At 69.3% G+C, this 26,093-nt stretch carries 19 protein-coding genes and 1 tRNA gene; 12 read left to right on the top strand and 8 right to left on the bottom strand.

The genetic code is table 11. The features are described 5' to 3' along the window. The first annotated feature begins 89 nt into the window (after nucleotides 1-89). The 3 genes from ACFO5K_RS26265 (at nucleotide 90) to ACFO5K_RS26255 (ending at nucleotide 2,829) form a co-directional block, all read left to right on the top strand. Nucleotides 90-1,730: an acyl-CoA carboxylase subunit beta gene (locus ACFO5K_RS26265; protein WP_378568420.1), complete on the top strand. Its 1,641-nt coding sequence runs from the start codon at nucleotides 90-92 to the stop codon at nucleotides 1,728-1,730. Between the two features lie 129 nt (nucleotides 1,731-1,859). Then, nucleotides 1,860-2,189, top strand: a complete 330-nt coding sequence (locus tag ACFO5K_RS26260; protein WP_378568418.1) for an acyl-CoA carboxylase epsilon subunit — start codon at nucleotides 1,860-1,862, stop codon at nucleotides 2,187-2,189. Nucleotides 2,190-2,193: 4 nt separating this feature from the next. Then, nucleotides 2,194-2,829 (top strand): Maf family protein, encoded by a 636-nt coding sequence (locus ACFO5K_RS26255; protein ID WP_378568416.1) that lies wholly within the window; start codon nucleotides 2,194-2,196, stop codon nucleotides 2,827-2,829. On the opposite strand, the gene ACFO5K_RS26250 is transcribed toward ACFO5K_RS26255, so the two are convergent. Next, complete coding sequence (locus ACFO5K_RS26250; RefSeq protein ID WP_378568414.1) at nucleotides 2,755-3,528, bottom strand: helix-turn-helix transcriptional regulator; 774 nt, start codon at nucleotides 3,526-3,528, stop codon at nucleotides 2,755-2,757. The two genes, ACFO5K_RS26255 and ACFO5K_RS26250, sit on opposite strands and share 75 nt — an antisense overlap. Nucleotides 3,529-3,677: 149 nt before the next feature. Here ACFO5K_RS26250 and ACFO5K_RS26245 point away from each other — a divergent pair, with 149 nt between their 5' ends. The 4 genes from ACFO5K_RS26245 (at nucleotide 3,678) to ACFO5K_RS26230 (ending at nucleotide 8,452) form a co-directional block, all read left to right on the top strand. After that, entirely contained in the window at nucleotides 3,678-4,637 is a 960-nt protein-coding gene (locus ACFO5K_RS26245; RefSeq protein ID WP_378568586.1) for a sulfurtransferase, read from the top strand. 187 nt (nucleotides 4,638-4,824) lie between these two features. Continuing rightward, nucleotides 4,825-6,624, top strand: a complete 1,800-nt coding sequence (locus ACFO5K_RS26240; protein ID WP_378568412.1) for an acetyl/propionyl/methylcrotonyl-CoA carboxylase subunit alpha — start codon at nucleotides 4,825-4,827, stop codon at nucleotides 6,622-6,624. A gap of 144 nt (nucleotides 6,625-6,768) precedes the next feature. After that, nucleotides 6,769-7,737 (top strand): patatin-like phospholipase family protein, encoded by a 969-nt coding sequence (locus tag ACFO5K_RS26235; protein WP_378568410.1) that lies wholly within the window; start codon nucleotides 6,769-6,771, stop codon nucleotides 7,735-7,737. A gap of 370 nt (nucleotides 7,738-8,107) precedes the next feature. Next, nucleotides 8,108-8,452, top strand: coding sequence for a hypothetical protein (locus ACFO5K_RS26230; RefSeq protein WP_378568408.1), 345 nt, complete (start codon nucleotides 8,108-8,110; stop codon nucleotides 8,450-8,452). A gap of 7 nt (nucleotides 8,453-8,459) precedes the next feature. Here ACFO5K_RS26230 and ACFO5K_RS26225 read toward each other — a convergent pair whose 3' ends face one another. The 3 genes from ACFO5K_RS26225 to ACFO5K_RS26215 all read right to left on the bottom strand — a co-directional run bounded on the left by ACFO5K_RS26225 (nucleotide 8,460) and on the right by ACFO5K_RS26215 (nucleotide 11,597). Beyond that, entirely contained in the window at nucleotides 8,460-9,512 is a 1,053-nt protein-coding gene (locus ACFO5K_RS26225; protein ID WP_378568406.1) for a YVTN family beta-propeller repeat protein, read from the bottom strand. 226 nt (nucleotides 9,513-9,738) lie between these two features. Further along, complete coding sequence (gene lat / locus ACFO5K_RS26220; protein ID WP_378568404.1) at nucleotides 9,739-11,079, bottom strand: L-lysine 6-transaminase; 1,341 nt, start codon at nucleotides 11,077-11,079, stop codon at nucleotides 9,739-9,741. A 65-nt stretch (nucleotides 11,080-11,144) separates the two neighbouring features. Beyond that, nucleotides 11,145-11,597, bottom strand: a complete 453-nt coding sequence (locus ACFO5K_RS26215) for an Lrp/AsnC family transcriptional regulator (protein WP_378568402.1) — start codon at nucleotides 11,595-11,597, stop codon at nucleotides 11,145-11,147. 112 nt (nucleotides 11,598-11,709) lie between these two features. On the opposite strand from ACFO5K_RS26215, the gene amaB reads away from it, so the two are divergent. Then, complete coding sequence (amaB, locus tag ACFO5K_RS26210) at nucleotides 11,710-13,233, top strand: L-piperidine-6-carboxylate dehydrogenase (protein WP_378568400.1); 1,524 nt, start codon at nucleotides 11,710-11,712, stop codon at nucleotides 13,231-13,233. Nucleotides 13,234-13,286: 53 nt separating this feature from the next. Continuing rightward, nucleotides 13,287-13,360, top strand: a tRNA-Met gene (locus ACFO5K_RS26205). A 43-nt stretch (nucleotides 13,361-13,403) separates the two neighbouring features. On the opposite strand, the gene ACFO5K_RS26200 is transcribed toward ACFO5K_RS26205, so the two are convergent. Further along, the gene (locus tag ACFO5K_RS26200) at nucleotides 13,404-14,099 is read right to left on the bottom strand and encodes a histidine phosphatase family protein (protein ID WP_378568398.1); all 696 of its coding nucleotides are present in this window, start codon (nucleotides 14,097-14,099) and stop codon (nucleotides 13,404-13,406) included. Between ACFO5K_RS26200 and ACFO5K_RS26195 the strand changes: the two genes are divergently transcribed. Next, nucleotides 14,098-18,852 carry an Lhr family ATP-dependent helicase gene (locus ACFO5K_RS26195; protein ID WP_378568396.1) on the top strand — a complete coding sequence of 1,585 codons (4,755 nt, stop codon included), beginning with the start codon at nucleotides 14,098-14,100 and terminating at the stop codon, nucleotides 18,850-18,852. The two genes, ACFO5K_RS26200 and ACFO5K_RS26195, sit on opposite strands and share 2 nt — an antisense overlap. Nucleotides 18,853-18,856: 4 nt before the next feature. Further along, on the top strand, nucleotides 18,857-19,633 hold the full coding sequence (locus tag ACFO5K_RS26190) for an Fpg/Nei family DNA glycosylase (protein ID WP_378568394.1): 777 nt from the start codon (nucleotides 18,857-18,859) through the stop codon (nucleotides 19,631-19,633). 332 nt (nucleotides 19,634-19,965) lie between these two features. Here ACFO5K_RS26190 and glpD read toward each other — a convergent pair whose 3' ends face one another. Continuing rightward, a complete protein-coding gene (glpD, locus tag ACFO5K_RS26185; RefSeq protein ID WP_378568392.1) occupies nucleotides 19,966-21,756 on the bottom strand; it encodes a glycerol-3-phosphate dehydrogenase in 1,791 nt (596 codons plus the stop codon). 300 nt (nucleotides 21,757-22,056) lie between these two features. Here glpD and glpK point away from each other — a divergent pair, with 300 nt between their 5' ends. Next, on the top strand, nucleotides 22,057-23,553 hold the full coding sequence (gene glpK / locus ACFO5K_RS26180) for a glycerol kinase GlpK (protein ID WP_378568390.1): 1,497 nt from the start codon (nucleotides 22,057-22,059) through the stop codon (nucleotides 23,551-23,553). Between the two features lie 193 nt (nucleotides 23,554-23,746). Here the strand turns inward: glpK and ACFO5K_RS26175 are convergent, their stop codons facing one another. Then, nucleotides 23,747-24,928, bottom strand: a complete 1,182-nt coding sequence (locus ACFO5K_RS26175; protein WP_378568388.1) for an aminotransferase-like domain-containing protein — start codon at nucleotides 24,926-24,928, stop codon at nucleotides 23,747-23,749. 87 nt (nucleotides 24,929-25,015) lie between these two features. Then, complete coding sequence (locus tag ACFO5K_RS26170; RefSeq protein ID WP_378568386.1) at nucleotides 25,016-25,927, bottom strand: hypothetical protein; 912 nt, start codon at nucleotides 25,925-25,927, stop codon at nucleotides 25,016-25,018. Nucleotides 25,928-26,093 lie beyond the last annotated feature (166 nt).

The raw sequence follows: 26,093 nt of genomic DNA, 5'->3' as shown, positions 1-26,093 counted from the left end.
TCCCGGGTACGCCTAGCTGCGGTTTCTGTACTGGCCGGTAGGGGAACTGCCGTGGTGCGCGACGGTGTCACTGGTTACACTCGCAACCCATGACGAGTGTCCAGCAGCAGCCCGCCTCGGAATCGGCGGGCGCCCCCGATATCCACACCACCGCCGGGAAGCTGGCTGATCTGCGGAATCGGCTGGAAGAAGCGCAACACCCGATGGGTGAGGCCGCGGTCGACAAGGTGCACGCCAAGGGCAAGATGACCGCGCGTGAGCGCATCCTCGCTCTGGTCGACGAGGGTTCCTTCGTCGAACTCGACGCCCTCGCCAAGCACCGCAGCGTGAATTTCGGCCTGGAGAGCAACCGCCCGCTCGGTGACGGCGTCGTCACCGGTTACGGCACCATCGACGGTCGCGACGTGTGCATCTTCTCCCAGGACGTCACCGTGTTCGGTGGTTCCCTCGGCGAGGTCTACGGCGAGAAGATCGTCAAGGTGATGGACCTGGCGATCAAGACCGGTCGCCCGCTGGTCGGCATCAACGAGGGCGCGGGCGCGCGCATCCAGGAGGGCGTCGTCTCCCTGGGCCTCTACGGCGAGATCTTCCACCGCAACGTGCAGGCTTCCGGCGTGATCCCGCAGATCTCGCTGATCATGGGCGCCGCCGCCGGTGGGCACGTGTACTCCCCCGCGCTCACCGACTTCGTGGTGATGGTCGATCAGACCTCGCAGATGTTCGTCACCGGCCCCGACGTGATCAAGACCGTCACCGGTGAAGAGGTCACCATGGAGGATCTGGGTGGCGCGCACACCCACATGGTCAAGTCCGGCGTGGCCCACTACGTGGCCTCCGGCGAGCAGGACGCCCTCGACTACGTCAAGGACCTGCTCGGTTACCTGCCCAGCAACAACCGCGCCGAGGCGCCGCGGCACGAGCCCACCGACCCGATCATGGGCGCGCTCGAGGACTCGCTCACCGACGAGGACATCGAGCTCGACACGATCATCCCGGACTCGCCGAACCAGCCCTACGACATGCACGAGGTGATCCGCCGGCTGCTCGACGACGACGAGTTCCTCGAGGTGCAGGCCGAGCGCGCGATGAACATCATCGTCGGCTTCGGCCGGGTCGACGGGCGCAGCGTGGGCATCGTGGCCAACCAGCCCACCCAGTTCGCCGGCTGCCTCGACATCGACGCCTCGGAGAAGGCCGCGCGCTTCGTGCGCACCTGCGACGCGTTCAACGTCCCGATCATCACGCTGGTGGATGTGCCCGGCTTCCTGCCCGGTACCGGCCAGGAGTACAACGGCATCATCCGGCGCGGCGCGAAGCTGCTCTATGCCTACGGCGAGGCCACTGTGGGCAAGATCACGATCATCACCCGCAAGGCTTATGGCGGCGCTTACGACGTGATGGGTTCCAAGCACATGGGTGCCGATGTGAACCTGGCATGGCCGACCGCGCAGATCGCCGTGATGGGCGCCTCGGGCGCTGTCGGTTTCGTCTACCGCAAGCAGTTGCTCGAAGCGGCCAAGAACGGCGAGGACGTCGACGCTTTGCGCCTCGAGCTGCAGAACGAGTACGAGGACACCCTCGTGAACCCCTACGTCGCGGCCGAGCGTGGCTACGTCGACGCGGTCATCCCGCCCTCGCACACCCGCGGCCAGATCGTGTCGGCGCTGCGGTTGCTCGAGCGCAAGATGGTGACCCTGCCGCCGAAGAAACACGGCAACATTCCGCTCTGAAAACGCGATATCCCCGGTAGGCCGCGCACACTGGTTGTGGGAAGCAACTATTGATCAGCGCGGTTGCACCGGGAATGATCGCGTCAACCGCGCTGTGAAGCGATGTGAGTGCAGGAAGGATCTGGCACTGTGACAACTGTGGCAGAAGAAGACGTGTTGACAGCCGCCGAGCTCGAGCTCGTCGTCGAACCGCTCGTCGAAGAAGCTGAACTGTCCGCGGACGCGGTGGCCGAGGTCCCCGCCGAACCGGTCGGTGAACCGATGTTCCGCGTGCTCAAGGGCGCACCCACCGATCAGGACCTCGCGGCGCTGGTGGCGGTGCTGAGCGCGGCGGCCGCCAGTGCGCCCGCCGGGGTGCGGTCCGGTCCGGTCGACAGCTGGGGTCAGGCGACGCTGATGCACCGGGGCAACTCCCCGTTCTCGCCGTACGTGTACCCGCTGCTGTCGCATCTGCGCTGACCGGGTGACCAGGCTGGTATTGGCCTCGGCATCACCGGCCCGGCTGGGCATTCTGCGCACCGCGGGCATCGATCCCGTGGTGCGCGTGTCCGGTGTGGATGAGGACGCCGTCGCGGCCGCGCTACCCCCTGACACCTCCTCGCCCGACATCGTCGTCGCCCTGGCTCGCGCCAAGGCCGTCGATGTCGCGGCGTCGATTCCGGAACTGGCCGCCGACTGTGTCGTCGTCGGCTGCGATTCCATGCTGCTCGTGGACGGGCGGTTACAAGGCAAACCGCACACCCCCGAGGTGGCGCGAGAGCGCTGGGCGACCATGGCCGGGCGCAGCGCCGATCTGATCACCGGGCACTGTGTGCTGCGGTTGCGCGAGGGGCAGGTCGTGGCCGAGTCGGCCGAGTGCAGCAGCACCACGGTGCATTTCGCCAAGCCGGATCCCGGCGAACTCGACGCCTACATCGCTTCGGGGGAACCGCTGCAGGTGGCGGGCGCGTTCACCCTCGACGGGCTGGGCGGCTGGTTCGTCGACCGGATCGAAGGCGACCCGTCCAGCGTCATCGGGATCGGGCTACCGCTGTTGCGCAGGCTGCTCGAAGACGTCGGTGTCGGTGTCACGCAGTTGTGGCGGGACCCGCGGGCCTGAGGGTGTGATCACCCGTTCCTCGCCGGCCTCCGTGGCCACGGCGGCGTGCGCGGGATTCTCCGCACCGAGAGTGAGTTCGAGCCGGGCGGTGCACAGATCCGGCTCCGCGAACGGGTGCAACTGCACGTCGACGCGTCCGCGGGCACCGTGGCGTTCGAGTACCTCCCGCATCAGGCCCATATGGACCCCGCACACCACCTCGGAGTGCGAACGGGCCAGTTCCCGCAGCGGGCAGGCGGTGAGATTGATCTGCACGTGTTCGGGGGTTTCGCCGACCGGGTCCTTCTCCGGGGCGAAGCCGAGTTCCGACATCAGCGTCATGGTGATGTCGCGGGCGTCGGCCAGCGTCTCCACCGGTTGCGCGCCGACGTCCATCCGCGCGCCCCAGGCCCGCCCCGCGGCGACGGCCGCGGCCGAGCGGCTGACCGGGTCGGGGCCCAGATGGTCGGCCAGTACCTGCGCGAGTTCCTGATAGCCCACCGAGCGCTGCACGGCCCGGTAGCCGATGCGCGGTCGTCCGCGGCCGCGCGGAGGTTGCTGGAACTGGCGAACCAGCGATTCCCGGGTGAGAACGTCGAGGTGGAAACGAACGGTGGTGACGTGCTGTCCGGTGATCCTGGCCAGTTCCTGGGCATCGAGAGGCTCGGTGGCGCCACGTAGGATCGCGAGCAGTCGGCGCCGCGGCCAAGAATCGGACATAGCTCACCCCTCCTCTCCAGAGACTTTATCGGACGGCCCTGCGCATTATTCGTCCATTGCGTCGATTAGTGAAGTGCCACCACCGACATACCATCGGGTGCGACCCACACTGTCGCACCCGCCCTACTCCCCGCGTGAAGGAACACACCGTGCCCGTCGCCCCGGATCCGCACCCCGCCTTCGGTTCCTACGCAGTCCCACATCGATTGGTAACCACCGAATGGCTGTCGGCAAACATTGGCGTGCCCGGTGTGAAGATTGTCGAGTCCAACGATGACATCCTGCTCTACGACATCGGCCATGTCCCGGGTGCGGTCAAAATCGACTGGCGTGGCGATCTGAGCGACCCGGTGACCCGCGATTACATCGATGGTCCGCGTTTCACCGCACTGATGCGCGCCAAGGGTATCCGGCGCGAGGACACCGTGGTGATCTACGGCGATCGCGGCAATGCCCAAGCCGCGCACACCGCGTGGATCTTCACCCTGTTCGGGCACGAGGACGTGCGCCTGCTCGACGGCGGCCGCGACGCCTGGATCTCCGAGGAACGCGACACCACCTTCGACCTGCCAGTCCCCGCCGCGAGCGATTATCCCGAGGTCGTGCGCGACGACAGCACCGCGCGCGCGTTCCGGGAGGACGTGCTGGGCCGGCTCGGCGCCCCGCTGGTGGACGTGCGCTCGGCCGCGGAGTACTCCGGCCGAGACGGGGACATGCCGTCCAGCCCCGCAGACGCCGAGGTCGCGGCCTCCCCGCGCGGGCAGGCGTGGTTGCGATCGGCCGCCGCGGCCGGTCCGCCGTCGGCGACCCAGCGTGGCGGGCACGTCCCCACCGCGGTGAACATCCCCTGGACCCAGGCTTGCACCGTCGACGGCCGGTTCCGTTCGCGCGCCGAGCTCGACGCGGTCTACGGCGCCCTTCCGGCCGATGACCTGGTCGTCTACAGCGGGGTGGGCGAGCGCTCGAGCCACACCTGGTTCGTGCTCACGTTCCTGCTCGGTCGCAGGTCGGTGCGCAATTACGACGGTTCCTGGATCGAATGGGGCAACTCGGTGCGGCTGCCGATCGCGCGGGGAACCGAGCCGGGCACCGTCGACCGGATGAATTGAAACGGGTTCACATCACCTACGCCCGCGTAATGTGACCTGCGACCTACTCGACAGTAGGGCTAGCCGAGTTCGAGCAGTATTGGCACACTGCCTACACTCGCCCGAGACGAAAGTTGTCGATACCGGGCACGGGGCCTGACCGGCGACCGTTCCCCGACGCGACCAGATATTGCACACAGGAGGCTCAGTGCCCAGCCATGCCAGCGCACGGATCACGAAGGTACTCGTAGCTAACCGCGGCGAGATCGCGGTCCGCGTGATCCGGGCTGCCAAGGACGCTGGGATCACCAGCGTCGCGGTGTATGCCGAGCCCGATGCCGATGCTCCCTTCGTGAAGCTCGCCGACGAGGCATTCGCCCTCGGCGGTCAGACCTCGGCCGAGTCGTACCTCGTGTTCGACAAGATTCTCGACGCCGCCGCCAAGTCCGGTGCCGACGCGATCCATCCCGGTTACGGCTTCCTCTCCGAGAACGCCGACTTCGCCCAGGCCGTGATCGACGCCGGGCTCATCTGGATCGGCCCCTCCCCGCAGTCCATCCGCGACCTCGGTGACAAGGTCACCGCGCGCCACATCGCCGAGAAGGCGAAGGCGCCGATGGCCGCCGGCACCAAGGACCCGGTCAAGAACGCCGACGAGGTCGTCGCGTTCGCCAAGGAGTACGGCGTGCCCGTCGCCATCAAGGCGGCGTTCGGCGGTGGTGGCCGCGGCATGAAGGTGGCCCACACCATCGAGGAGATCCCCGAGCTGTTCGAGTCCGCGACCCGTGAGGCCGTCGCCGCCTTCGGCCGCGGCGAATGCTTCGTCGAGCAGTACCTCGACAAGGCCCGCCACGTCGAGGCCCAGGTGATCGCCGACCAGCACGGCAACGTGGTCGTCGCCGGTACCCGCGACTGCTCGCTGCAGCGCCGGTTCCAGAAGCTGGTCGAGGAGGCGCCCGCGCCGTTCCTCACCGACGAGGTCCGCGCGGCCATCCACGAGTCGGCCAAGCGCATCTGCCGCGAGGCCGGCTACTACGGCGCGGGCACCGTGGAGTACCTGGTGCAGGGCGATACCGTGTCGTTCCTCGAGGTGAACACCCGCCTGCAGGTGGAGCACCCGGTCACCGAGGAGACCGCGGGCATCGACCTGGTGCGCCAGCAGTTCCGCATCGCCAACGGCGAGGAACTCACCATCACCGAGGACCCCACCCCGCGTGGTCACTCCTTCGAGTTCCGGATCAACGGTGAGGACGCCGGTCGCGGCTTCCTGCCCGCCCCCGGTCCGGTCACCGTCTACCGCGAGCCCTCGGGCCCCGGCGTGCGCGTGGATTCCGGTGTGGTGCAGGGCAGCGTCATCGGCGGTCAGTTCGACTCGATGCTGGCCAAGCTGATCGTCACCGGCGAGAACCGCGAGCAGGCACTGCAGCGGGCGCGTCGCGCGCTGGCCGAGTTCGAGGTCGAGGGGCTGGCCACGGTCATCCCGTTCCACCGCGCGGTCATCGACGACCCGGCCTTCATCGGTGACGGCCAGAGCTTCGACGTCTACACCAAGTGGATCGAGAACGAGTGGAAGAACACCGTCGAGCCCTACACCGCCGGTGGCGCCGCGGCCGATGACGACGAGGAGCTGCCGCGCCAGAAGGTCGTCGTCGAGGTCGGCGGACGCCGGGTCGAGGTGTCGCTGCCCGGGCAGTTCACCCTCGGTGGCGGTGCGGCCGGTTCGGCAGGCAACGGTGTGGTCCGCAAGAAGCCGAAGCCGCGCAAGCGCGGTGGCGCCGGTGCCGGTGCGGCCTCCGGTGACGCGATCACCGCGCCCATGCAGGGCACCGTCGTGAAGGTGGCCGTCGAAGAGGGCCAGACCGTCGAGGCAGGCGACCTGATCGTGGTGCTCGAGGCCATGAAGATGGAGAACCCGGTCAACGCGCACAAGGCCGGTGTGGTCACCGGGCTGACTGTCGCGGCGGGTTCAGCGATCACTCAGGGCACGGTCCTGGCGGAGATCAAGTAAGAAGTACTCGACAACAAGCGGCCCGATCTTTGCGATCGGGCCGCTTTTGTCGTTCATCGGGTCGGCGTTCGCCGGGGTGAACGAGCGGTGAAGATCACTGCTCGAGCCGTTTCGGCCGTCGCGGATCGTCGTATTGTGGAGCAGATGACCAGTACTGCGACCGCCGCCAAGGGCCCGCTTTCGGCGCCGGATTCCGCCACGGCGGCCGAGGTGATCCGGGCGCGCCACCTGTCCGGGCACCGCGCCGACGGGAACAGGCTGGCCCTGGTGATCGAGGGCGGCGGCAGCCGCGGGGTGTATTCCAGCGGCATGGTGCAGGCGCTCGAGGAGCTCGGCCTGTCGACGATCTTCGACGCCGTCTACGGCACCTCCGCGGGTGCGCTCAACGGCGCGTGGCTGCTGTGCGGGCGCGCCGCGACCGGGATGCGCTCGTGGACCGATCCCACGATCATGCGCCGCGTGGTCGACCCGGTGCGGATCGTGCGCGGACGACCGGTCTTCGACCTGCACTACCTCGTGCACGGGGTCTACGACGGGGTGGAACCGATGGACTTCCCGGCGATCCTGGCCAACCCGACCAGCTTCCACCCGGTGGCCACCGACATCCGGACCGGGCAGGCGGTGGACCTCGCGCCGCACATCGTCGACAAGGCCACCCTGCTCACCGCGTTACGGGCCTCGGCGGGTCTGCCGCTGCTGGCCGGGCCGCCCGTCGTGCTCGCCGGCGCGGGCTACCTCGACGGCGGGCTCGCCGAATCCGTCCCGATCCGCATGGCGGTGCGCGCGGGCGTCACCCACGCCCTGGTGTTGCGCACGCGCCGCACCGACGAGCTGCGGCCACCGGCCTCCCTGCTGCACCGCGTGGTCGGCGGCGGCTACATGCGCACGATCGCGCACGGCGCCTACCGCGCCTGGACCCAGCGCCCCGGACAGCAAGCCCTGGAGGACCGGGCCCTCACCGACCTCGGCGACAAGGTGCTCCAGATCCACCCACCCACCGGCTCCCCCGCTGTCGAGAGCGCCGCCCGCGACACCGATCTGCTCACCCGAGCGCTGGATATCGGCCGAGCCGCTGCCCACACCACCCTCGACGACATCGTGCACCCTGCCTGAAACGACCCGGATGGTCACCACCTGCCGGCCCCTGACCTCGCGGCGTTCGCCAAGTCCTGGACTACCTCCCCACCGATGCCGTCGGCACCCTGGCTGTAGCCGGCGAGGACGACCCGTGTCGAGCTGCACAGCCCGGTCAGCATTTGGCGCAAGCGGGATCCGGGCGTTCCACCGCGACCTGGTTCGTCGCCGACCCGTGGGGCGCACCGGGCGCTCCCATGACGACCTGCCCGGTGAGCTGCCCCGGCTGGCGCCCCGGCCTCAGCGCCACCTCCACGTCCCTGATCCTCGCCGAGTTCCGGGCACGCGATCCCCTGAGCCTTCGCCGAGCGCCGGAGACCGCCCCAGAGCCGACCTCTAAGCTGAGGCCGTGGAACCTATCGAGATCAACGCCGGGTCCTGGTATCTGCGTGCGCTGCGCGCCGACGAACGCATCGACGACCGCCCGGCGCTCGCTGACGGCGGTATCACCGATCCCGACTACGTCCCCACTCGCAGCGCCCAGTGGGCCGACGAATCCCACTTCTCCTGGGCGGTCTGCGTGCCGACGACCGCCGAGCTGGTCGCCGAGATCGGCGTGACCCCGGGTGACGGTGACACCGCCACCGTCACCGGCTGGGCGCGCCCCGGCGAGGACGAGGCGCTCTCGGCCGGTCTGGCTTCGGTCCACCGCTTCGTCGCCGGCGCACTCGGGCTGACTCCGGTACCTGCCTGACAGGCCCCTATCGCATGACACCGGTGTGCCCGGTGGAGTAGCGCCCCGGCTGCGGCCACACCGTCAGCCCGTGCGGGCCTTGCTCCACCGGGATGCGCGCCAGCAGATTCCAGTTCACGATGTCGATCGCGTACACCTCGGCGTCGTGTCGGCCCGACACCCAGAACACCTTCCCGTCCGCCGAGAGGTTGCCCATGTCGGGGCTGCCGCCGCCGGGCAGGAACCACTTGTGTACCAGGGCGTTCGCGGCGAAGTCCCACACCGAGATGCTGCCCTCCTGCCGGTTGGTGATCAGCATCCGGTTGGAGTCGCGGGTGATGTAGAGGCCGTGCGTGCCTTTGCCGGTGGGGATGAAGCCGGTGTTGTCGAAGGTGTGCGCGTCGAAGGTGTAGATGCCGTCGGCGGTCATGTCGGCGACGTAGAACACGTGCCCGTCGGGCGAGAGCTTCACGTCCTGGGGCATCCCGTCGCGGCCGCCGGGCAGGTCGATCATCTCGACGAGGGTGCGCTGCGCGATGTCGATCACCGCCATGCGCCCGATGAATTCGCAACTGGCCAGGGCGAATCGCCCGTCGGCGGTGAAGTCCATGTGGTCGACACCGGCGCAGTCGGGCACCGGCAGGGCGTGCAGCTTCTGCCAGCTCACCGGGTCGTAGAAGTCCAGCGATTTGTCCGCCTCCGCGACGACGAGCGCGAATTCACCGTCGGGCGTGTAATACATGTTGTACGGGTCGCGGACCGGGATGGCCGGACCCGCGGGCGCTCCGGTGCGCGGGTCGATGGGGAGCAGGCTGCCGCCGCCGATCGGCAGGTCGTTGGTGGCGTAGAGGGTCTGCATGTCGTAGGACGGCACCACGTGCTGCGGTTCCTGCCCGCCCGCGGAGAAGGTGTCGAGCACTTCGAAGGTGTGCTGGTCGATCACGGTCACGGTGTTCGATTTGCTGTTGGGCACGTAGACCAGCGGGCGGTGGTCGGCGACCGCGGGGCTCAGTTCCCGGTTGGCGGAATAGATGTCGGTGGGTGAGAGCGGCGGCGGCATCCCCGGCAGCGGGTCGCTCATGTGCGCGGGCATTTCCGGTGGCGCAGGGGTCGGAGCAGGGGTGTCGACGGTACCCGCTTCGCTGGAGGTGCACCCGGCCGTGACGGCGAGCAGCAACGCGGCAGCAATTTGTCCTATTCGCACTGTTCTCTGACTCAGTCGCGGCATGTTCACCGACCCTAGGACCCCGGTCGGCAAAATGCGAGCTAGCCCGCCGCACTCCGCTTTTCGGAGTCCGGCGGGCGGGTCAGCTACGTTCGCGCGTCAGCACGGCATCGAGCGCGTCGACGGCGCGGACGAGCTCGTCTTCGGTGACGGTCAGCGGCGGGCGGAACCGGATACCGCGCTCCCCGGTGCCGAGCAGCAGCACATGCTCGCGTTCGCGCATCGCCGTCACCACTTGGTCCCGCAGCTGCGGCGTGGCCAGCGTGACCGCGCACATCAGCCCGCGACCACGAGCCTCGCTCACCTTGTCCGGATGTGCGGCGGCGAGCTGGTGCAGCTGGTCGAGCAGGAACTTCCCGAGTGGGCCCGCTCGCTGGATCAGCCGGTCCTTCTCCAGCACTTCGAGAATGCGCCGCGCACGCACCATGTCGGTGAGGTTGCCGCCCCAGGTGGAGTTCAGCCGTGAACTCACCCGGAATACGTTGTCGGCCACCTCGTCGACGCGTCCACCGGCCATGATCCCGCAGACCTGGGTCTTCTTGCCGAAGGCCACCACATCGGGGGCGAGCCCGAAATGCTGGTAGGCCCAGGCCGTTCCGGTGAGCCCCGCGCCGGTCTGCACCTCGTCGAGGACGAACAGGGCGTCGTTGTCGTGGCACAGCTGCTGCATGGCGAGCAGGAACTCCGCGCGCAGGTGGCGGTCGCCGCCCTCGCCCTGAATCGGTTCGGCGATGAAGCAGGCGATGTCGTGCGGATACTCGGCGAAGGCGGCGGCGGCCTGGGCGAGCGCGCGCGCTTCGAGTTCGGCGATATCGGGGCCGGCGTAGGTGTGCGGGGTGTCCACGCGCGGCCAGTCGAATTTCGGGAAGCGCGCGACCTTGACCGGGTCGGTGTTGGTGAGCGACATGGTGTAGCCGCTGCGGCCGTGGAACGCCCCGGTCAGGTGCAGCACCTTGGTACCGAGTTCGGGGTCGCGGCCGTGCATTTCGTTGTGCCTGCTCTTCCAGTCGAAAGCGACCTTCAGCGCGTTCTCGACCGCGAGCGCTCCGCCGTCGATGAAGAACAGGTGCGGCAGCCGCGGATCCCCGAGCACGCGGGCGAAGGTCTCGACGAAACGAGCCATCTCCACGGTGTAGATATCGGAATTGCTCGGCTTGTTCAGTGCGGCGGTGGCCAGTTCGGCCCGGAATCGGTCGTCGGCGGCCAGGGCGGGATGGTTCAGTCCGAGGGCATTGGAGGCGAAGAAGCCGAACAGGTCGAGGTAGGCGGTGCCGTCGCGTTCGTCGACGAGCATGCGGCCGTGCGACTTGTGTAGGTCGAGCACAAGATCGAAGCCGTCCGCGAGGATGTGCGAGGACAGGATTTCGTGGACCCGGTTGGCGGGGGTGACCGCCGCGCCGGGGCGCTCCAGTTCGATGGTCACGCCCCCGAGAGTACGCAAATATTTTCGTCAGCTCTATGGAAGCACGGAACAATTACGAAGAATCGTTACCTGTCATAGAATGTCTGCAGGATGATGGTGCTGCGCGTCTGTACGTTGGCGGTGGACCTGATCTCGGCGAGCAACTGTTCGAGATGCCGCGGTGAGGCCACTCGCACCAGCAGGACGTAGCTCTCCTCGCCCGCCACCGAGTGGCACGCCTCGATACCGGGGATGTGCTGCAACAATGCGGGCGCGTCATCGGGCTGGGACGGGTCGAGAGGAGTGATCGCGACGAATGCCGACAACAGATGCCCGAGCGCTTCGGGGTCCACGTGCGCGGCGTACCCGCGGATCACCCCGCGCGCTTCGAGCCTGCGCACCCGCGACTGCACCGCTGAGACCGAGAGGCTGGCCTTCTCCGCCAGGTTCGACAACGTGGCGCGACCGTCGACCATCAGTTCCTTGATCAGCAGTCGGTCGATGTCGTCGAGCTGGGGTCTAGCCGGTGAATCCGCCATCAGCGAAGGCTAACCCAGCGCGGGGGTTGCGCGGAGGAAACTTCTTTCTGTTCTCCTCCGAAATCCAGACAACATTTCCGTGAGTCGTACCAACAGCAGAAGGTGGACAGCGATGACCCACACCGTGACCGAGCACTTCTCCGAGCAGCTGTCGTTGCGCGCCCGAGCCCTGCTGCGCAGCCTCGGCGCCGCCGTGCCCGAGCCCGGCACGCTGGCGGCGCGCACCCCGATCTCCGGCGGCGTACTGCTGCCGTTGACCGCTTCCACCCCCGCCGACGTGGACGCCGCGATCGGCCGGGCCGCGACCGCATTCCGGTCGTGGCGCACCGTGCCCGCCCCCGTGCGCGCCGCGCTGGTGCGCAGGCTGGCCCAGCTGCTGGTGGCGCACCAGGACGAACTGGCCGAGCTGGTCACCCTCGAGGCGGGCAAGATCGGCGCCGAAGCGCTCGGTGAAGTGCAGGAGATGATCGACGTCTGCGAGTTCGCGATCGGGCTGTCGCGCCAGCTCTACGGCGTCACCATGCCCTCGGAACGGCCAGGCCATCGGCTCATGGAGACCTGGCACCCACTCGGGGTGGCCGGGGTGATCTCGGCGTTCAACTTCCCGGTGGCCGTGTGGTCGTGGAACACCGCGATCGCGCTGGTCTGCGGTGACACGGTGGTGTGGAAGCCCTCGGAGACCACCCCGCTCACCGGGCTGGCCTGCCACACACTGCTGCGCCGGGCCGCGCTGGACGTAGGCGCCGACCCCGAAGTGCACCAGCTGGTCCAGGGTGACGCGGCGGTGGGCGAAGCACTGGTCGGCGACACCCGGGTCGCGTTGGTCAGCGCCACCGGGTCGGTGCGGATGGGCGCCACCGTCGCGCCGCGGGTCGCCGCCAGGTTCGGCCGCTGCCTGCTGGAACTGGGCGGCAACAACGCCGCGATCGTCGCGCCCAGCGCGGATGTGGAACTGGCGGTGCGCGGCATCGTCTTCGCGGCGGCGGGCACGGCCGGGCAGCGGTGCACCAGCCTGCGGCGGTTGATCGTGCACCGCTCGCTCGTCGACGAGCTCGTCGAGCGACTCACCACCGCCTACGACCAACTGCACGTGGGCAATCCGCTCGACGACGGGGTGCTGGTCGGCCCGCTGATCAACGAACGCGCCTACATCGCGATGCAGGCGGCGCTGTTGCGCGCCCAGGAGGAGGGCGGTGAGATCGTCTGCGGCGGTTCACGAGTCGAACTCATCGGCGAGCAGGCCTTCTACGTGCGTCCCGCGCTGGCGCGGATGCCGCGGCAGAGCGATCTGGTGTGCGAGGAGACCTTCGCACCCATCCTGTACATCCTCACCTATGACGACCTCGACGAGGCGATCGCACTGAACAACGCCGTGCCCCAGGGGCTTTCCTCGTCGATCTTCACTCTCGACCAGCGCGAGGCCGAACAGTTCATCGCCGGGTCGGACTGCGGCATCACCAATGTCAACATCGGCACCTCCGGTGCGGAGATCGGCGGCGCGTTCGGCGGGGAGAAGCACACCGGTGGCGGCCGCGAATCCGGGTCCGATTCCTGGAAGGCCTACATGCGCCGCGCCACCAACACGGTGAACTACTCCACCGAGCTCCCACTCGCCCAGGGAATCCATTTCGGCTGATCAGAGCACCGATTTCGCCTTCTGCCCATCGGCGTGTAATGTTGTCTTTGCAACGCGGGATGGAGCAGCTCGGTAGCTCGCTGGGCTCATAACCCAGAGGTCGCAGGTTCAAATCCTGTTCCCGCTACTACGAAGAAGGCCCCGGAGTTTCGACTCCGGGGCCTTCTTCGTTATCCGTGGCCCAATCGCAGCGTCCAGTTCCCGCGATGGTGCAGGCGCGTGACGCTGGCCGGCGCGATGTCGATGCGCCAGAACGACTTCGGCGGCGCGTCGAGCACCACCAGCAACGCCGCCCTGATCACCGCCGGATGAGTCACCGCCACGGTGTCGCGACCCGCCGAGGCCGTCTCGGCCAGCCAGAACCGCACCCGCGCCACCAGATCGGTCACCGATTCGCCACCGTGCCCACGGAATTCGGGATCGGTGAGCCAGGAGAACAACTGGTCCTGCGCCAGATTCCCCATCTCACTGCCCCGCCACGAACCGGCATCGAGATCCCGTAATCGCGCGTCCTGCTCACCGGTGAATCCCAATGCCGCCGCGGTCTCCCTGGTCCGGCGCTCCGGCGCCGTGCGCACCTGGGCGTCGGCCAGCGGCGCGCACGCACGCACCGCGGACAGCCCCGACTCGTCCAGGGGTTCGTCAACAGGGAATCGCGCCTTACGTACCGCCTCGGTGAGGCCATGGCCGATCAGGTCGACTCTCAGCACCGTTTGCACGAGTGCCCAGCGTAGCCAGGGGTGCGATCCACGCCACACTCCAGGTGGCCCAGCCGGGTCGCGGCCGCCGTCGCGCACCTGTCCGCGCAGGTCGGCGGGCATGACCTCGGCAAGATTGTCGGTGGCCCGGTGCACACTGGGTGACATGGACCGGTTCTCCCCCGCGACCGCGCAATGGTTCGACGGCGCCTTCCCCAGAGCGACGCCGGCCCAGCGCGGCGCGTGGGCGGCCATCGCCGCCGGGGAGCACACCCTCGTCATCGCACCGACCGGGTCGGGCAAGACGCTGTCGGCGTTTCTGTGGGCCATCGATCAGCTCGCCCAGCGCGAGCCACCGGAACCGGGCAGCCGGCGCGGCACCTCGGTGCTGTACGTGTCGCCGTTGAAGGCCTTGGCCGTCGATGTGGAGCGCAATCTGCGGGCGCCGCTGGTCGGTGTCACCCAGACGGCGAAACGGCTGGGGCTGGATCCGCCCGGCATCACGGTGGGGGTGCGCTCCGGCGACACCACCCCGGCGCAACGGCGAGCCATGCAGCGCACCCCACCCGACATCCTGATCACCACGCCCGAATCGCTGTTCCTGCTGCTCACCTCCGCGGCGCGGGAAACCCTCGCCCAGGTCGACACCGTGATCGTCGACGAGGTGCACGCGATCGCCGGATCCAAGCGGGGCGCGCACCTGGCGTTGTCGCTGGCGCGCCTGGACCAGCTCACCGAACGCCCCGCCCAGCGGATCGGACTGTCGGCGACGGTACGACCGCCCGAGGCAGTGGGCCGGTTCCTGGTGGGCAACGCACCGATCACCATCGTGCGCCCACCGGCACCCAAGACCTTCGACCTGTCGGTGCGCGTCCCGGTGGCCGACATGACCGATCCCGGCGGCGACTCCGACCAGCCCGGCTCGATCTGGCCGCATGTCGACGAGGCCATCGTGGACCTGGTGCTCGAGCACCGTTCCTCGATCGTGTTCGCCAATTCACGGCGGCTCGCCGAACGGCTCACCGCCCGGCTCAACGAGACCTACGCGACGCGACTGGGCACGCCGGTGGACACCGAGCACGCGCCGCCCGCCCAGCTCGGGCCGTCCACCGAGGTGATCCACGGCGCCGAGCAACTGTTGGCACGAGCCCATCACGGGTCGGTCAGCAAGGAGCAGCGCGCGATCATCGAGGACGATCTCAAGACCGGTCGGCTGCGGTGCGTGGTGGCCACCAGCAGTCTGGAACTGGGCATCGACATGGGCGCGGTGGACCTGGTGGTGCAGGTGGAGGCGCCGCCGTCGGTGGCCAGCGGACTGCAACGGGTGGGCCGGGCCGGGCACCAGGTGGGAGAGATCTCGCGGGGTGTGCTGTTCCCCAAGCACCGCACCGATGTCATCCACTGCACGGTCGCGGCCCAGCGGATGCTCTCCGGGCAGATCGAGCTGCTGCAGATCCCCGCGCACCCGCTCGACATCCTCGCCCAGCAGACCGTGGCCGCCTGCGCGCTGGAACCGATCGACGTCGACGCCTGGTTCGACACCGTCCGCGCCACCGGCAGCTACGCCGACCTGCCCCGTTCGGCCTACGAATCGGTGCTGGACCTGCTGGCCGGGCGCTACCCCTCCGACGAGTTCGCCGAGCTGCGCCCGCGCGTGGTGTGGGACCGCGACGCGGGCACCCTCACCGGCCGTCCCGGCGCGCAACGCCTGGCGGTCACCTCCGGCGGCGCGATCCCCGACCGCGGCATGTTCGCGGTGTTCATGGTGGGTGAGAAAGCCTCCCGCGTGGGCGAACTCGATGAGGAGATGGTCTACGAGTCGCGGGTGGGTGATGTGTTCGCGCTCGGGGCGACCAGCTGGCGGATCGAGGAGATCACCTTCGACCGAGTGCTGGTCTCGCCCGCGTTCGGGATGCCGGGCAGGCTGCCGTTCTGGCACGGGGACGGATTGGGCCGGCCCGCTGAATTGGGTGCCGCACTGGGCGAATTCGTGCGCACGGCGGGTCAGGTGCCAGCCGACGAACTCACGCGGATCGTAGCGAACATGGGTTCCGGGGTGAAGTCCACGTCGGCGGGGCAAAATACGCCCGCGCCCCGGGCCGAGGTGGAGTGCACGTCGGCTGGGCTGGGCAAACCTGCGGCCAGGCTCGAGGAACTGGTGCGTACCGCCGGGCTCGATCAGAACGCGACGGCGAATCTGGTGGGTTTGCTCACAGAACAGCGCGGTGCGACCGGGCAATTGCCCACCGACCGCATGCTGGTGGTGGAGCGATTCCGCGACGAACTCGGTGACTGGCGCCTGGTCCTGCACTCCCCCTACGGCACCCCGGTGCACGCGCCGTGGGCACTGGCGGTGGGTGCGCGGCTGCAGGAACAGTTCGGCATCGACGCCGCGCCGGCCGCCTCCGATGACGGGATCGTCGTGCGGCTGCCCGACACCACCGATCAGCCGCCCGGCGCCGAACTGTTCGCCTTCGAACCCGACGAGATCGACGACATCGTCACCGAACAGGTCGGCGGCTCAGCGCTTTTCGCCTCACGCTTTCGCGAATGCGCCGCCCGCGCCCTGCTGCTGCCCCGCCGCGACCCCGGCAAGCGGGCACCGCTGTGGCAGCAACGGCAGCGATCGGCCCAATTGCTGGACGTGGCACGCAAATTCCCGCAGTTCCCGATCCTGCTGGAAACCGTGCGCGAATGCCTGCGCGACGTCTACGACCTGCCCGCCCTGCGCGACCTGCTGAGCCGGGTCGCCCGCCGCGAGATCCGGCTGATCGAGGTCGAAACCGCCAGCCCCTCCCCGTTCGCCAACGCCCTGCTGTTCTCCTACATCGGCCAGTTCCTCTACGACGGCGACAGCCCCCTGGCCGAACGCCGCGCCGCCGCGCTGGCCCTGGATTCCAGCCTGCTCGCCGAACTCCTCGGCCGCGTCGAACTGCGCGAACTGCTCGACCCCGCCGTCATCACGCTCACCGAACAGGAACTCCAGCGCCGCACTCCCGAACGCCGCGCCCGGGACGCGGAGGGCCTCGCCGACCTGTTACGCCTGCTCGGCCCCCTCACTCCCACCGAAGCCGCCGCCCGCTGCGTCCCCACACCACTCGACGGTGGCGGAGAACCGGCTCCGACCGAGGGAACCGCCGCCCACGACTTCGCCGAGCCAGACGTGCTCGCCGATTCCGACGCCCCCGCTTGGTTCGCCGAGTTGCGGGAGTCGCGGCGGGCACTGGAGGTGTCGTTCGCCGGTCGCACCTGGTGGGTGGCGGTGGAGGACGCGGCCCGGTTGCGCGACGCGCTCGGGGTGCCGTTGCCGATCGGGGTGCCCGCGGCGTTCATCGAACCGGTTCCCGACCCACTGGGTGATCTCGTGGGCCGCTATGCCCGCACGCACGCACCGTTCACCACCGCCGCGGTGGCCGAGCGATTCGGCTTGGGTTCGGCCGTCGCCGCCACCGCGCTGCACCGGTTGCTCGCCGAGAAACGGGTGGTCGAAGGGGAATTCACACCGGGTTCCGCAGGCGCCGAATGGTGTGACGCCCAGGTGCTGCGCCGGTTGCGGCGGCGTTCGCTGGCCGCTGCCCGGCACGAGGTCGAACCGGTGTCCACCGCCGCGTTCGGCCGGTTCCTACCCGCCTGGCAGCACGTCGGCTCCGGTGAACTGCGCGGGGTCGACGGGGTGGCAACGGTCGTCGAACAACTCGCGGGCGTGCCGGTTCCGGCCTCGGCATGGGAATCGCTGATCCTGCCGATGCGGGTGCGTGACTACAGCCCGGCCATGCTCGACGAACTGATGGCGACCGGCGAGGTGGTCTGGTCCGGCCACGGCGCCATCACCGCCCGCGACGGCTGGATCGCCCTGCACCTGACCGATCAAGCTCCCTTCACCCTGCCCCCACCCGACGACATCGACCCCACCGACATCCATCTCAACCTCCTGGTCGCCCTCGGCGCCGACCTCGAACCGGTGACCACGACCGATCTCCCCCAGCTCCCACCCACGATCCGCGGTGGTGGCGCGTACTTCTTCCGTCAGCTGTCCGACGCCACCGGCCTGCTCGACGACAAGGCGGTCGGCGACGCGCTGTGGCAACTGGCGTGGGCCGGCTACGTCTCCGGTGACACCTTCGCCCCGGTGCGGGCCCTGCTGTCCGGAACCGCGCGCAGCACCACCGCGCACCGCACTCCGCGCCGCGCCCCGCGTGGTCGCGCCTACCTGCCGCGCCCGGCCATGCCCACCCGCGCGGGCCCGCCCACGCTGGCCGGCCGGTGGTCGATCCTGCCCGAACGCGTGCAGGACAACACCGTTCGCGCACATGCCACCGCCGACCAGCTCATCGAGCGCTACGGTGTCCTCACCCGCGGCTCGGTGCAGAACGAAGGGGTACCCGGCGGGTTCGCCCTGATGTACCGGGTGCTCACCGAGTTCGAGGACCGCGGCCGGTGCAGGCGCGGCTACTTCGTCGACACGCTCGGCGGGGCGCAGTTCTCCACCACCGACACCGTCGACCGCCTGCGCTCCTTCGACACCGACCGCGACACTCCACGCACCGGGGCCGCGCTCGCCCTGGCCGCCTGTGATCCCGCGAACCCCTACGGCGCCGCGCTGGCCTGGCCGAAGGGCGACGCCGAGGGCGGGCACCGGCCGGGACGCAAGGCCGGTGCGCTGGTGGTGCTGGTCGGTGGCGAGCTGGTGCTGTACCTGGAACGCGGCGGCAAGACGCTGCTCAGCTTCACCGAGGACATCGGCCTGCGACGAACGGCCGCGATGGCACTGGCCGGGCTGGTGCGCGAGCGCCGGGTCGAATCACTGGTGATCGACAAGATCAATGGAGACACGGTGCACGGCAACACTTTCGTCGACGTCCTCGTCGAGGCCGGCTTCGCGATGACCCCGCGCGGCCTGCGACTGCGTAGGCAGGTGTAGGCGAATGCCGGAGGGCGACACCGTGTTCCGCACCGCCGAACGGCTGCGTCTGGTATTGGCCGGTAAGACGTTGACACGCAGCGATTTCCGCGTCCCCAGGTACGCGACCGCCGACCTGGTGGGCGAACGGGTCGACGAGGTCGGCAGTTACGGCAAGCACCTGTTCATCCGCACCGGCCGGGTGAGCATCCACACCCACCTGAAGATGGAAGGCGAGTGGCGGGTGTTCCCCTGCGGTCAGCGCTGGACCAAACCGCGGGTCACCGCGCGGCTGGTGCTGGCCACCGACGAGGTCGAAGCGGTCGGCTTCGCTCTGGGCAAGGTACAGCTGCTGGCACGCGCCGAGGAACACACCGTCATCGACCATCTCGGCCCCGACCTGCTCGGCCCGAACTGGGACGCGGCCGAGGCGCTGCGGCGGCTCGAGCGGTATCCGGCCCGGGCCATCGGCCTGGCCCTGCTCGACCAGCGCAACCTCGCGGGTATCGGCAACATCTACCGCAGCGAGATCTGTTTCCTGCGCCGCGTCCATCCGGAAACCCCGGTCGCCGATATCCCCGACCTACCGGCCCTGGTCGAGGAATCCCACCGGGTCCTCGGCAAGGCCGCCCACCAACCGCCGTGGCGACCGATGGTCTACGGCCGCACCCGCCGCCCTTGCCCCCGCTGCGGCACGGCCATCGCCTCGCAGCTCCTCGGCGAAGACGACCCGGCCGACCGCATCACCCAGCGCGAACGCGGGATCTACTTCTGCCCCCGCTGCCAACCGGCCCCCGCCTGACCCCGCACACTGGACCCACCGGCCCCACTGCCCCCGCGCGCCGGACCCACCGGCCCCACTTCGGGCACCCACGTGTCCCTGCGCATCTGCCCGACACAAGCGCGACGATTTCAGCACGGACCGGGTCGACGACACCGGCGATGGCATCGTCGCGGGTGAGCCCCTCGGTGCCGCAGTCGACCGGCCCGAAGATCCCGGCTCGACTGTCGGATCGGGGACCGCCGTGGCTGCGCCCGCGCTCTTCTCCGGGCACGCATTACGTTCCACCGCGTCCGACACGCACCGACACAACTCTGGCGGATCGAACCGAGCAGTGCGCGACCATGCCGGGCTCACTGGTCCTGCGGCACCGGCTCCAGCAGTTGCGGGCGGGGCTCGGGCGCCGCGACCCGCAGGGCATCGGCCGAGGTGTCGTCGGGTTGGGTTTGCGACTCGATCTCCGCGCGCACCCGGGCCCGGTAGGTGGCCACTTCGCGGTCGATGTCATCGGTGTCCCAGCCGAGCACCGGCGCGACCAAGTGGGCGACCTGCTCGGCGCTGTCGGCACCACGGTCGGGGTATTCGATGGAGATGCGGGTGCGCCGGGCCAGGATGTCGTCGAGGTGCAGCGCGCCCTCGGCGGCCGCCGCGTACACCGCCTCCACCTGCAGGTAGGCCGGGGCTTCGGTGATCGGTTGCAGGAGTTCGGGTTTGCCCGCCGCCAGGGCAAGCACCTCGTCGACCACCGAGCCGTAGCGGTCGAGCAGGTGGGTCATGCGGTAGGGGTGGATGCCGTAGTGCTCGGCCAACTGCACCGTCTGGTTCACCAGGGCGAAGTAGCCGTCGGCGCCGAGCAGCGCCACCTTCTCGGTGATCGACGGCGATACCCGGGCCGGAATGTCCTGGGCCGCTTCGTCCATCGCGTCGGCCGCCATCACCCGGTAGGTGGTGTACTTGCCGCCGGCGATGCTCACCAGCCCCGGCGCGACACGGGCGACCGCGTGCTCGCGTGAGAGCTTCGAGGTGTCGTCGTTCTCCCCCGCCAGCAACGGGCGCAGACCCGCGTACACGCCGTCGATGTCGGCGTGGGTGAGGGGCGTGACCAGCACCTCGTTGACCCGCGCGAGCAGATAGTCGATGTCGGCCTTGGTGGCCGCGGGGTGGGCGAGGTCGAGATTCCAATCGGTGTCGGTGGTGCCCACGATCCAGTGCGCACCCCACGGGATGACGAACAGCACGGAGGTGGCGGTGCGCAGAATGATCGCGGCGTCGCTGACGATCCGGTCGCGCGGCACCACGATGTGCACACCCTTGGACGCCCGCACATGGAAGCGTCCCCGCTGATGCGACAAGCTCTGTACTTCGTCGGTCCACACGCCGGTCGCGTTGATCACCACATTCGCGCGCGCCTCACCGGTCCGCCCGTCCTCGGTGTCGCGCAACTTCACGCCGACGACCCGGTCGGCCTCCCGCAGCAACCCGACGACCTGGGTGGAGGTGCGGATGACCGCACCGTAGTGGGCCGCGGTGCGGGCCACGGTCATGGTGTGGCGGGCGTCGTCGACCACGGTGTCGTAATAGGTGACGCCACCGATCAGCGCGTCCCGGCGCAGACCGGGCGCCAACCGCAAGGCGCCGTGCCGGGTCAGGTGATGCTGGCCGGGAACCGATTTCGCGCCGCCCATGCTGTCGTAGAGGGTGAGCCCCGCCGCGACGTAGGGTCGCTCCCACAGCCGGTGGGTCAGTGGGTACAGGAAGCGCAGCGGCTTCACCAGGTGCGGGGCCAGCGTCGACAACGCCAGTTCCCGCTCCTTCAGCGCCTCCCGGACCAGCCCGAACTCGAGCTGCTCCAGGTAGCGCAGGCCGCCGTGGAACATCTTCGACGACCGGCTCGAGGTGCCCGACGCGAGATCGCGGGCCTCGACCAGCGCGACCGACAGCCCGCGGGTGGCCGCGTCCAAGGCGATCCCGGCGCCGACCACGCCGCCGCCGATGACCAGCACATCGAACTGATCCTTGCCCAGGCGCTCCCAGGCGGTGCGCCGGTGCTCGGGACCGAGTTGCCCCGGTCCGAGCCGGTCGCGTTTCCCGCCGGCGACCAACTCACCAGGGTTGAGGAACGGAAACTCCGGTGTCTGCGACATGCTCGACTCCTCGCCGCCGACCGAGAACGGCCGGTCCCAGCCGACAGTGGGAGGCGCACGCCGCAACCGGCGCCGCCGTGTACAGGCTAAACGTAGTGCCCGCACACCCGCAGTGACGTCTCCGGCGGGCCGCGCGCCGGAAATATGGTCGCCACGCCGAACGGGCCGACCTCGGATTGGTCGCCGACGCCAAGGTGGGCCTGTCGCGGGCGATCAGCGACCTGCGCCGGTCCTCGGCGTCGGCGACAAAGCTTGCGACAGTGGCCCCCTCGGCGAGGTGGGGTTGGGTAGCCTGCACCAATGCGTCGCTATGTGGCCGCCATCGACCAAGGCACGACTTCGAGTCGGTGCATCGTCTTCGACCGGCAGGGCCGGATCGTCGGGACCGCGCAGCGGGAACATCGGCAGATCTTCCCCAAGCCCGGGTGGGTGGAGCACGACCCCATCGAGGTGTGGCGCAACACCGAATGGGTGCTGGGCGCGGCCCTGGGCAACAGCGGGTGCTCGGCCGGCGATCTGGCCGCGATCGGCATCACCAATCAGCGCGAGACCACCGTGGTGTGGGATCGGGCCACCGGTGAGCCGGTGTACAACGCCATCGTCTGGCAGGACACCCGCACCGACGCGCTGTGCACCGAACTCGGCGGCGAACAGGGCTCACAGCGTTACGCCGACCGCACGGGGCTGCCGCTGTCGACCTACTTCGCCGGTCCGAAGCTGCGCTGGATCCTCGACAACGTGGACGGCGTGCGCGCTCGCGCCGAAGCGGGCGAGTTGTGTTTCGGCACCATGGACACCTGGGTGCTGTGGAAGTTGACCGGTGAGCACCTCACCGACGTCACCAACGCCTCACGCACCATGCTGATGGATCTGCGGACGCTGCAGTGGGATCGGCAGATCTGCGCCGAGTTCGACGTCCCGATGTCGCTGCTGCCGCAGATCCGCAGCTCCTCGGAGGTCTACGCGCAGATCACCGCCGGGCCCTTCGCGGGCGCACCGGTGGCCGGCATCCTCGGTGATCAGCAGGCGGCCACGTTCGGTCAGGCGTGCCTGCTGCCCGGCGAGGCCAAGAACACTTACGGCACCGGCAATTTCATGCTTCTCAACACCGGAACGACGCCGGTGTTCAGCAAGCACGGTTTACTCACCACGGCCTGCTACCAGCTCGGTGACGAGCCCGCCGTGTACGCCCTGGAGGGCTCGATCGCGGTGACCGGATCACTGGTGCAGTGGTTGCGTGACAATCTCGGCATCATCGCCTCGGCGGCGGAGGTGGAGCCGCTGGCCCGCAGCGTCGACGACAACGGCGGCGCCTACTTCGTCCCCGCCTTCTCCGGTCTGTTCGCGCCCCGCTGGCGCCCCGACGCGCGCGGTGTCATCGCCGGTCTCACCCGGTTCGTCACCAAGGCCCACCTGGCGCGCGCGGCCCTGGAATCCACCGCCTTCCAAACCCGCGAAGTGGTCGACGCCATGCGCGCCGACGCCGCCGCCCAGCACCTCGGCCTGGAACTGACCACCCTGAAGGTCGACGGCGGTATGACCGGCAACGAACTGCTCATGCAATTCCAGGCCGACATCCTCGACGTCCCGGTCGTGCGCCCGGTGGTCCGCGAAACCACCGCCCTCGGCGCCGCCTACGCCGCGGGCCTGGCCGTGGGCTACTGGTCGGGCCCGGACGAACTGCGCGAACACTGGGCCGCCGACCGCACCTGGCAGCCGACCATGCCCGAAGCCGAACGCACCCAGCGCTTCGCCGAATGGAACAAGGCCGTCGAACGCACCTACAACTGGTCGTAGCGAATGGTGCGCGAGTACCCGGCCCACTTCGGGCCATTGCGCTTGCCTCGCAGCACCGGCGGTAAACCAACCGCGGGCGGCACTCCCGGCGTCATCGATACGTGCTCCCAGAATTGCCGCGCAGAGGTCATTCCGACACGGTCGGCAAGCCCTTTCATACATCGACGTACTGCCGGTGCCGGCTGGCACCCGTTCAGCTCGGGTCGGTGGCCTTGGCCAGGCGGGTGATCGCCTCGGTGAGGGTGGGCTCGTCGGAGGTGGTGAAGCACAGGCGCATGGAGTTGCGGTAGGAGTCGGAGACGGCGAAGGCGGCGCCGGGGACGTAGGCGACGCCGGTGGCCAAGGCGGTGGGGAGCAGGGCGGTGGTGTCGGTGCCGTCGGTGAAGTCGGCCCAGACGAACATGCCGCCGGTGGCGTCGGTGCAGTGGACGCGGTCGCCGAAGGTGGTGCGCAGGGCGGTGACCAGAGTTCGGGCCCGCGAGCCGTAGGCGGCGCGCACCGACGCCACGTGGGTGGCGAGCCAGGCGGTGTCGGTGAGCAGGTCGGCGGCTATCTGGTGGGTGAGGGCGGAGCCGCAGAGGTCGGCGCCCTGTTTGAGCAGTTCCACGGCGCGGCAGACGTGGTCGGGGGCGATCATCCAGCCGACACGCAAGGAGGGGGCGAGGATCTTGGAGACGCTGGACAACCGGATCACCTGCGACGAGTGCGCCGCGATCGGGGCGGGCGCGGGCCGATCGAACCAGAGCTCGCCGTAGGGGTCGTCCTCGATGACCCAGAAGCCGTGCGACTCCGCGAGTTCGGCGAGGCGACGGCGACGTTCGTGGGCGAGCGTGACGCCACCGGGGTTGTGGAAACTGGCGACTGTGTGCACCACGACCGGGCGTTCGCCGGCGGCCAGCAGGTCTTCGAGCGCGTCGAGGCGCATACCGTCACGGTCGAGCGGGACGGCGACGATGCGCGCGCCCGCGGCCCGGAACACTTGCAGCGCACCGACATACGCGGGATCTTCCACGATCACCAGCGCACCGGGGTCGAGCAGTACCTCGGCCAGCAGCGACAGCGCCTGCTGGGAGCCATGGGTGATGAACACTTCCGCGGGCGGCACCGCTCGGCCGATCACCGTGGACTCGCGCGCCGCGATCACCTCGCGCAGCGCGGGCCAGCCGGGCGATTCGGTGTACTGCAGCACGGCGGGGTCACGCAGTGCGGTGCCGGCGGCCAGCGCGATCCGCTCGCGTGGCATCAACGCCGCGTCGGGCAGGCCGCCGGCGAGACTGATGATGTCGGCGCGCGCGGTGAGTTTCAGCAGGTCCCGGATCGCCGAACTCTGGAGACCGGCGAGCTTGGCCGCCAATGCTGGACTGGTCAGCGACATGGATACCTCCGGGAACGGCAAGGGACGCGATGCCCCACGATCGCACAGCGCAAACCAGAATATGAAATTGGAATCCCACCATATGGACTACTTGGGTATGGCTATGACCGACTTGACCTGCCACTTCCCGTCGGTGTTGGTGGTGACGATCTCCTGCTTGTAGACCATCTCCGTGCCGTCGGGATGCCATTCGCGCAGTTCCACGTCGAAGTGACCGACACTGGTCTCGCGCATCTTCACACAGTGCTGGGTACCGACAGGGATGTCGTTGTCGATCGCAGCCTGGATCGTCTCGGCGGATGAGATGTTCTCCGCATCGGGCGCCACATACTGGCGCACCTGCGCACCGGATCGTTCGACGTAGAAGGCGTACTGGAGACCCAGAATCGCCTTGGCGCCGGAGGTGGTGTCCCCGGGGCCCGCGCCGACGGTGACGGCTTGCTCGGCGACCGGCTGACACTTTCCGGCCACCGCCGACGACGGGACCGGCGCTGCGGTGACGCCGGGATCGTCGCCCCCACGCTTGACCAGGCCGATGGTGAGGACCAACGCCACCACCAGCAGCACCGCGGCCGCGACCCCGCCGATGATCCAGCGCATCCGCGGGTCGGGTTGCTTCTTCTCGCTCACCGGGGCGACGGGCGTCTTGGGAGCGAGCCTGCGGGCGATCGGGTCGTCAGCCCAGGACAGCCCGGCCTCGCCCGGCGGTTTGGGGACGCCGCCGTCGTCGTCGGGACTGTTCCACCAGGCGCGGTCATCGGCGTCGTCGTCGGCGGGCGGCACTCGCTCGGGCACCCGCACCGTTTCCGGGGCGGCGATCTCGGGCGACTGCGCATCCCGCGAAGCACGCTCGGGTTCGCTGCCCCGCCGGATCACCTCGGTGCGCTCACTGCCGGAGGTCACGGGCACGGCGTCACCGAACACCGCGTCACCGAACACGGATCCACTACCGCGCGGCTTCTCGGGCGAGCGGGTCGGTTGTTCGGCACCGAACCGCACCGTGGGATCGGCGGGCGGCGCGGGACGTCCTCGGGGATCACCGACGAGTGGGGCAGGGGGTGGCGTGGCGACGGCGTCACCGAAGACGGACGTTCGAGGGGCCGGGACGCGAGGCGGCGGAGTGGTCACGGCGTCGCCGAAAACCGAAGTGGGAGCGGCGTTCCCG

Source organism: Nocardia halotolerans (assembly GCF_042650145.1).
Taxonomy (GTDB): domain Bacteria; phylum Actinomycetota; class Actinomycetes; order Mycobacteriales; family Mycobacteriaceae; genus Nocardia; species Nocardia halotolerans.
Note: the sequence above shows the minus strand (reverse complement) of the source record. Positions and strands in the feature narration are given on the sequence as shown.